The organism is Pseudomonas sp. PsB, from assembly GCF_043658375.1.
Classification (GTDB): domain Bacteria; phylum Pseudomonadota; class Gammaproteobacteria; order Pseudomonadales; family Pseudomonadaceae; genus Aquipseudomonas; species Aquipseudomonas putida_Z.
Window position 1 is genome coordinate 105,408 of the sequence record NZ_JBIGLU010000019.1, and the last position, 7,170, is coordinate 112,577.

Annotated in this window: 9 protein-coding genes; 4 read left to right on the forward strand and 5 right to left on the reverse strand. The window is 64.1% G+C overall.

Annotated elements, in window-relative coordinates; translation table 11 throughout:
- The first annotated feature begins 171 nt into the window (after nt 1–171).
- Both ahpF and ACGLHT_RS21020 read left to right on the forward strand, forming a co-directional pair.
- Nucleotides 172–1,734, forward strand: coding sequence for an alkyl hydroperoxide reductase subunit F (gene ahpF, locus ACGLHT_RS21015; protein ID WP_075045611.1), 1,563 nt, complete (start codon nt 172–174; stop codon nt 1,732–1,734).
- 168 nt (nt 1,735–1,902) lie between these two features.
- The gene (locus ACGLHT_RS21020) at nt 1,903–2,091 is read left to right on the forward strand and encodes a hypothetical protein (protein ID WP_013973178.1); all 189 of its coding nucleotides are present in this window, start codon (nt 1,903–1,905) and stop codon (nt 2,089–2,091) included.
- 4 nt (nt 2,092–2,095) lie between these two features.
- On the opposite strand, the gene ACGLHT_RS21025 is transcribed toward ACGLHT_RS21020, so the two are convergent.
- From ACGLHT_RS21025 to lpxO, 5 genes are all read right to left on the reverse strand, one after another.
- A complete protein-coding gene (locus tag ACGLHT_RS21025; RefSeq protein WP_025339663.1) occupies nt 2,096–2,743 on the reverse strand; it encodes a YceH family protein in 648 nt (215 codons plus the stop codon).
- A 167-nt stretch (nt 2,744–2,910) separates the two neighbouring features.
- Complete coding sequence (gene sstT, locus ACGLHT_RS21030) at nt 2,911–4,119, reverse strand: serine/threonine transporter SstT (protein WP_085706308.1); 1,209 nt, start codon at nt 4,117–4,119, stop codon at nt 2,911–2,913.
- Nucleotides 4,120–4,197: 78 nt separating this feature from the next.
- Nucleotides 4,198–4,767: a GNAT family N-acetyltransferase gene (locus ACGLHT_RS21035; protein WP_274079960.1), complete on the reverse strand. Its 570-nt coding sequence runs from the start codon at nt 4,765–4,767 to the stop codon at nt 4,198–4,200.
- Between the two features lie 78 nt (nt 4,768–4,845).
- Entirely contained in the window at nt 4,846–5,190 is a 345-nt protein-coding gene (locus ACGLHT_RS21040; RefSeq protein ID WP_013973174.1) for a carboxymuconolactone decarboxylase family protein, read from the reverse strand.
- Between the two features lie 119 nt (nt 5,191–5,309).
- The gene (gene lpxO / locus ACGLHT_RS21045) at nt 5,310–6,209 is read right to left on the reverse strand and encodes a lipid A hydroxylase LpxO (protein WP_025339660.1); all 900 of its coding nucleotides are present in this window, start codon (nt 6,207–6,209) and stop codon (nt 5,310–5,312) included.
- Between the two features lie 158 nt (nt 6,210–6,367).
- On the opposite strand from lpxO, the gene thpR reads away from it, so the two are divergent.
- Nucleotides 6,368–6,913: an RNA 2',3'-cyclic phosphodiesterase gene (thpR, locus tag ACGLHT_RS21050; RefSeq protein WP_025339659.1), complete on the forward strand. Its 546-nt coding sequence runs from the start codon at nt 6,368–6,370 to the stop codon at nt 6,911–6,913.
- Entirely contained in the window at nt 6,895–7,077 is a 183-nt protein-coding gene (locus ACGLHT_RS21055) for a hypothetical protein (protein ID WP_274079961.1), read from the forward strand. The genes thpR and ACGLHT_RS21055 overlap by 19 nt, the downstream gene beginning before the upstream one ends.
- The last annotated feature ends 93 nt before the right edge of the window (nt 7,078–7,170 follow it).

A 7,170-nucleotide genomic window follows, 5' to 3' on the forward strand; every position in this document is an offset into this window, starting at 1 on the left:
TTCGCCTTGCCTGATCGCCGCGCAGGCACTTCTCGAACGAAAATCCGATCATGCGCATGTCGCGGGCGGTAGCCAGCCGCCAAAGCTGAAGTACCTACCGCCCCGTAGAAGCGCCCGGGCGACCTCGCCTGGGCGTTTTTGTATCCGAGTTTTGAAAAAGGAATCGCCCGTATGTTGGACGCCACGCTTAAATCGCAACTGAAAACCTACCTGGAGCGGGTCACCCAGCCGATCGAGATCGTTGCCTCCCTCGACGACGGCGCGAAATCCCGCGAATTGCACGATCTGCTGGTGGAAATTGCCAGCTTGTCGAACCTTATTACCTTCAGCGCGGACGGCAGCGATGCCCGTCGTCCATCGTTCTCGCTGAACCGCCCGGGAGCCGACATAAGCCTGCGCTTCGCCGGCATCCCCATGGGCCACGAATTCACCTCGCTGGTGCTGGCACTGCTGCAAGTCGGTGGCCACCCGTCCAAGGCCAGTGCCGAAGTGATCGAACAGATCCAGGCTCTGGAAGGCGAGTTCACCTTCGAAACCTACTTCTCGCTGTCGTGCCAGAACTGCCCGGACGTGGTCCAGGCACTGAACCTGATGGCGGTGCTCAACCCCAACGTGCGCCACGTGGCCATCGACGGCGCGCTGTTCCAGGCGGAAGTGGAATCGCGCAAGATCATGGCGGTGCCGAGCATCTACCTGAACGGCGAAGTGTTCGGCCAGGGCCGCATGGGCCTGGAAGAAATCCTCGGCAAGATCGACACCAACGCAGCCGGTCGCCAGGCCGAGAAGATCAACGCCAAGGACGCCTTCGACGTGCTGGTGGTCGGTGGTGGCCCAGCCGGCGCTTCGGCAGCCATCTATGCCGCGCGTAAAGGCATCCGCACCGGTATCGCGGCCGAGCGTTTCGGCGGCCAGGTGCTCGATACCCTGGCCATCGAGAACTTCATCTCGGTACAGGAAACCGAAGGGCCGAAGCTGGCCACGGCGCTGGAAGAGCACGTCAAGCAGTACGATGTGGACATCATGAACCTGCAGCGCGGTGAAGCGCTGATCCCGGCCACCGATGGCGGCCTGCACGAAGTACGCCTGGCTGGCGGCGCCTCGCTCAAGGCCAAGACCGTGATCCTGGCAACCGGTGCCCGCTGGCGTGAAATGAACGTGCCGGGCGAGCAGGAATACCGCGCCCGTGGCGTGGCCTACTGCCCGCACTGCGACGGCCCGCTGTTCAAGGGCAAGCGCGTGGCGGTGATCGGTGGTGGCAACTCGGGTGTGGAAGCGGCCATCGACCTGGCGGGTATCGTCGCCCAGGTAACGTTGATCGAGTTCGACAGCCAGCTGCGTGCCGATGCGGTACTGCAGCGCAAGTTGCACAGCCTGCCGAACGTGAAGGTGATCACCAGTGCGCTGACCACCGAAGTGCTGGGCAATGGCGAAAAGGTGACCGGCCTGCGCTACAAGGACCGCACCACCGACCAGCAGCATGAAGTGGCGCTGGAAGGCATCTTCGTGCAGATCGGCCTGCTGCCGAACACCGACTGGCTGAAAGGCACCGTCGAGCTGTCGCCGCGTGGCGAGATCATCGTCGATGCCAAGGGCCAGACCAGCATCCCGGGTGTGTTTGCGGCGGGTGACGTGACGACTGTGCCGTACAAGCAGATCGTGATTGCGGTGGGTGAGGGGGCCAAGGCATCGCTGGCGGCCTTTGACCACCTGATCCGCACTTCGGCACCGGCGTAAGCCCGTACCGGCTCTTCGCGGCTAAAGCCGCTCCCACAGGTACTGCGCAGATTTTGCAAACTGTGCAGATCCCTGTAGGAGCGGCTTTAGCCGCGAAAGGGCCGGTACAAGCAAAGCAATAACCGAGGATGTCTATGATTACTGCAGACACCCTCAGGAATCACACCCATGACCCTGATCAGCCGCGAACCCTGGTGGCTAGTCCCCCCAAAGCCCGGGCAGCAAGAGCAGGACCTGCACTGGGGCTACCTGGAAATCTACGCCGACGGCCGCACCGTGTTCGTCGACCAGCGCCCCAGTGACCGGGAGTTGGCCGAGCGCAAGAGCTGCCGCAACTTCCCCGACCCCGAGCCGTGACGGCTCAGCCTTCCAGTTCGGCCAGGCGTGCCTCCAGCGCCGCGATGCGCGCTTCGAGGGCTTCGATGCGCTCTTCCGACACATTGCCACCGCTGCTGCGTGCCCCGCCTTCCTGCTGCCGTGCAGCCAGGATCGCCTCGATTTCCGCCGGGTCGCCCAAGGCATGGGTGTAACGGTCTTCGCGCTGGCCGGCCTGGCGTGGCAGGTGCAAGGCCAGGCCGCGCGAAATCAGGCGCTCCAGCTGGTGCTGGATCTGCTCGGTGTCGTCGAAGTCGTGCAGGCGGTTGCTGCGGGTCAGCAGTTCGTTGAGGGTTTGCGGCCCGCGCAGGAACATCAGGCCCATCAGCACCAGTTGCGCCGGCACCAGCTCCAGCGCCTTGTCCACCCGTTGTTCCCAGCGGTCGGCGCGGCTGCCCATCTGCAGGCGGGTCATGTCTTGCCCCTCGAGGGCGCGCAGGGCCTGGCCGACCTGGCCTTGGGTGAGGTTCATCACCGGCTCGCGACTGGTCTTCTGGTTGCAGGCCAGGACCAGGGCGTTGAGGGTCAGCGGGTAGCTTTCCGGGCTGGTGGCCTGCTTCTCGATCAGCGAGCCGAGAATACGGATCTCGATGCTGTTGAAGCGGCCTTCGCCGGCGGTTTCGTGTTCTGACATGGCCCTGTCTCATTGCTGGGGAAAGGCCACTAGGGTAGGTAATGCCATCGTGTTAGGCAATTGGCACCTGTGGGAGCGGGTTCACCCGCGAACACCGGCGCAGCCGGTGCCATGCACCGCGTCGTCTGATTCGCGGGTGAACCCGCTCCCACAGGGCCCCGGCAAACTCAGGCTTTACGCTCTTCAGCCTGGCACGCCGCCGCTGTAAACAGCACATCGGTCGAAGAATTCAGCGCCGTCTCGGCCGAGTCCTGCAGCACGCCGATGATGAAGCCAACCGCCACTACCTGCATGGCAATTTCGCTAGGGATGCCAAACAGGCTGCACGCCAGCGGAATCAGCAGCAGCGAGCCACCGGCCACACCCGAGGCGCCGCAGGCACAGACCGCCGCCACCACGCTGAGCAGCACGGCGGTCGGCAGGTCCACCGGAATACCCAGGGTATGTACAGCCGCGAGCGTCAGCACGGTAATGGTGATGGCGGCACCGGCCATGTTGATGGTCGCACCCAGAGGGATCGACACCGAGTAGGTGTCTTCATGCAGGCCAAGGCGCTCCGACAGGGCCAGGTTGACCGGGATGTTGGCCGCCGAGCTACGGGTGAAGAACGCGGTGATACCGCTTTCGCGCAGGCACAGCAGGGTCAGCGGGTAGGGGTTGCGGCGGATTTTCCAATACACGATCAGCGGGTTCATCACCAGCGCCACGAACAGCATGCAGCCGATCAGCACCGCCAGCAGGTGCAGGTAGCCGAGCAGGGCGTCCAGGCCCGACTGGGCCAGCGTGGCGCTGACCAGGCCGAAGATGCCCAGCGGGGCGAAGCGGATGACCACGCGCACGATCAGGGTCACGCCATTGGACAGGTCCTCGACCACGGTGCGGGTGGTTTCGCCGGCATGGCGCAGGGCCACGCCCAGGCCGATGGCCCAGGTCAGCACACCGATGAAGTTGGCGTTGAGCAGGGCGTTGATCGGGTTGTCGACCGCACTCAGCAGCAGGTTCTGCAGCACCTCGGTGATGCCGCCCGGCGCGCTCAGCGTAGCGTCGCCGGTGCTCAGCACCAGGTTCGACGGGAACAGCATGCTGGCAACCACCGCGACTACCGCGGCGCCGAAGGTACCCAACAGGTACAGCCAGAGGATCGGGCGGATGTGGGTTTCCTGGCCGTGGCGGTGGTTGGCGATCGAGGCCATGACCAGGATGAACACCAGCACGGGTGCCACCGCCTTGAGGGCGCTGACGAACACCTTCCCGAGGAAGGCCATGTCGCGGGCGATGGCGGGCGCGAGCAGGGCCAGGGCGATGCCGGCGATCAGGCCGATGACGATCTGCGTCACCAGGCTGGTGCGGTTGAGGAAGCGGAGGACGGGGGTCATGTGCAGCGATATCCCAGCATGTTCAAAAAGGGCGCGACTTTACCATAGACCTTCGTCGAGCAGGGCGGCCTGAAGAAGTCAGCGCCCGCGCCGCCGCGACACCCGCGCCTCGATGTTCTTGCGCCCGATCAGCAGCGGCGGCTTCTCCACTACCGGCTCGTCCGCCAGCCACTTGTACATCACCAGGCAGTCCACCAGCCCCAGGCGGGCATGGCGGTAGGCCTTGGGCAGGCGGCCAACGGTTTCGAAGCCCAGCTTGTGCCACAGCGCCACTGCCACCTCATTGGTGGCCACCACCGAGTTGAACTGCAGGGCCAGAAAGCCCTCCTGGCGTGCCTGTTTCTGGGAGTGTTCGCACATCAACCGCGCAACGCCGCGGCCGCGTGCCGCTTCACAGACCATGTAGCCGCAATTGCCCACGTGCCCACCAGGCCCGGCGGCATTGGCCTTGAGGTAATACGAACCCAGCATCGCGCCGTCTTCCTCGGCCACGAATGTGCGCACGGGCAGTTCCAGCCACAGCTGGCGGGCCTGATCGAAGCTGAGGGCCGGGTCGAATGCGTAGGTTTCACGGGCCTGTACGACGGCCTGGAAGGTGGGCCAGAAGCGTTCGAAGTCTTCCGGTGTCATGGGGCGGATGTGGATCATGCGGGTTCCTGCAAGGGCTGGGCCGCCCAGTCTGGGTGGCGCGGCGCCGTCGCGCAAGGGCGGCGACGCCAATTGCGCTCAGCCGTTGGCCTTGCCCACCGCATCCATGGCACGTGCCGAGTAGACCAGCGCGGCACCGGCGTTCATCGCCACGGCCACGCCAAGGGCCTCGGCGATTTCCTCGCGGCTGGCGCCGTGCTTGACGGCCTGCTGCGAATGCACCGCGATGCAGCCATCGCAGCGTGTGGTCACGGCCACGGCGAGGGAGATCAGCTCGCGGGTCTTGGCGTCCAGGTGGTTGGTCTTGGCCCCTGCGCCGCTGGCGGTCATGTAGCCGGCCACGGTGTCAGGGGAAAGCTGCTTGAGATCGCCGATGCCGGCCATCAACTGCTTACGGTAGGCGTCCCAGTCCATCATGCTCATCGTCTTCACCTTGGGGAGGTTGCGAGTGGAGCTTTCAGGCTAGTCGAAGAGTGGAAAGTGTGAGGCTTGTACTTTGGTTGGTTGCGCGCAGGCCTTTTGGCTGCGCGCAACCACACCGATCAGATGTAGATGAACACCAGCACCAACGCCGCGACGAATGCCCACTTCTCCAGGTAGTAACGCGTGCGGTTGCGCTTCTTCATCGCCTTGCCACGTTCGCGGATCTTGTAGATGCGGGTGAACAGACGGTTGATGCCACCGGTCTTGTCGCCGGCATCATTGGGTGCGGCGGCAGCGGCCATGACGTTGCGGCTGAACCAGCGGTTGAACGCGGTCGCCCAGCGGTACTTGAGCGGGCGTTCAACGTCGCAGAACAGGATGATGCGGTTGTGCTCGGTGGTATTGGCCGCGTAGTGGATGTAGGTCTCGTCGAAGACCACGCCCTCGCCATCGCGCCAGGAATACTTCTCACCGTCCACGTCGATGTAGCAACCGTCGTCGTTCGGCGTGTCCAGGCCCAGGTGGTAGCGGTACGAACCGGCATACGGGTCACGGTGGCGCACCAGCTTGGCGCCCGGCGGCAGGGTGGCGAACATGGCGGCCTTGACCGTGCCGATGCCTTTGAGCAACTCGGTGGTGCGTGGGCACAGGGTCATCGCCGACGGGTGGCTTTCGCCGTACCACTTCAGGTAGAAGCGCTTCCAGCCGGTCTTGAAGAATGAGTTGAAACCGACATCATCGTAATTGTCGGACTTCTTGATTTCGCCCACATGCAGCAGTTGCTGGGCTTCCTCGCGGATTTCCTGCCAATGGTCCTGCAGCGTCTGCAGTTCGGGGAAGGCCTCCACCGGCAGGTACGGCTTTGCAGGGTGCCGGGAAAACAGGTACAGGAAGCTGTTGACCGGGGCCAGGAAGCTGGAGTGGTCGCCCAACTGACGGGTCAGCTTGTGGCGAACGCGACCGCGCAGGTGAACATAGGCGATCGAGAGGGCGAAGATGAGTACGAGTGCAATTTTCATGGACGTTTACTTGTCGAAAAATGGCCATGCGCCATGGCATTAGCCCGCCAGCATAAACAATCATGGGGGTAGTTTGTACTTATTGTTACGAAACGACGGGGCGACTTAGGTTTAATGCCCGGTAGCCTTGCGCAAACGTTTCATGTTCAGGAGTTCGTATGATTCAGGACGTACGCCCCAGCGGTACCCCCTTCAAGCGGCTGTTCTTTGCCTTGCCGGTCAGCGATGCCCAGCGCCGCGCCCTGGCCCAGTGGCGGCGTGGCTTGAACCTGCGCAGCGGCAGGCCAGTGCCGGCTGCCAACTTCCATGTAACAATGCTGTTCCTTGGCGATGTGGATACCGCCCAGGTGCCGGCAATTTGTGCGGCGGTCGACCAGCTGGCCCTACCGGCCACGTCACCACGGCTGTTACTGGACCGTTTGCAGGTGTGGCAGCGGGCCAGCGCCCTGGTGCTGGAGGCGCAGCAGACCCCACCGGCCCTGTTGCAACTGGTGTACAGCTTGCAGCAGGCGCTGCTGCCGTTGGGGGTGGAAGCGGCCGACCGTGAGTATCGCCCGCACCTAACGCTGGCCAGGGACTACCGCGGCCAGCCGCCAGAGGCCAGCAGCGCGCCGGATTTCTACCTCGCCGCCCGCCATTTCACACTGTACGAGTCGCGCAAGGGCGCTTACTGGCCATTGGCGCAGTGGCCGCTTTCGAGCTGATCCAGGCTGCGGCCGGCATTGTGGGTGTTGCTGGTAGGCGCCTGCTGGTGGGGGCGGTGGATGCCTTGTGCCAGGCGGCTGCGACGGGGGAGTTGGAGGCCGGGCAGGCCAAGGCCGAATTGCAGGCAGCGATAGTGGCGATGGTCGAGCGGCACTGCACATAACTCATTGAATTAGCAGGGGCCCTGTGGGAGCGGCTTTAGCCGCGAACACCGGCGCAGCCGGTGCCATGCACCGCGTTGGATTCTTCGCGGCTA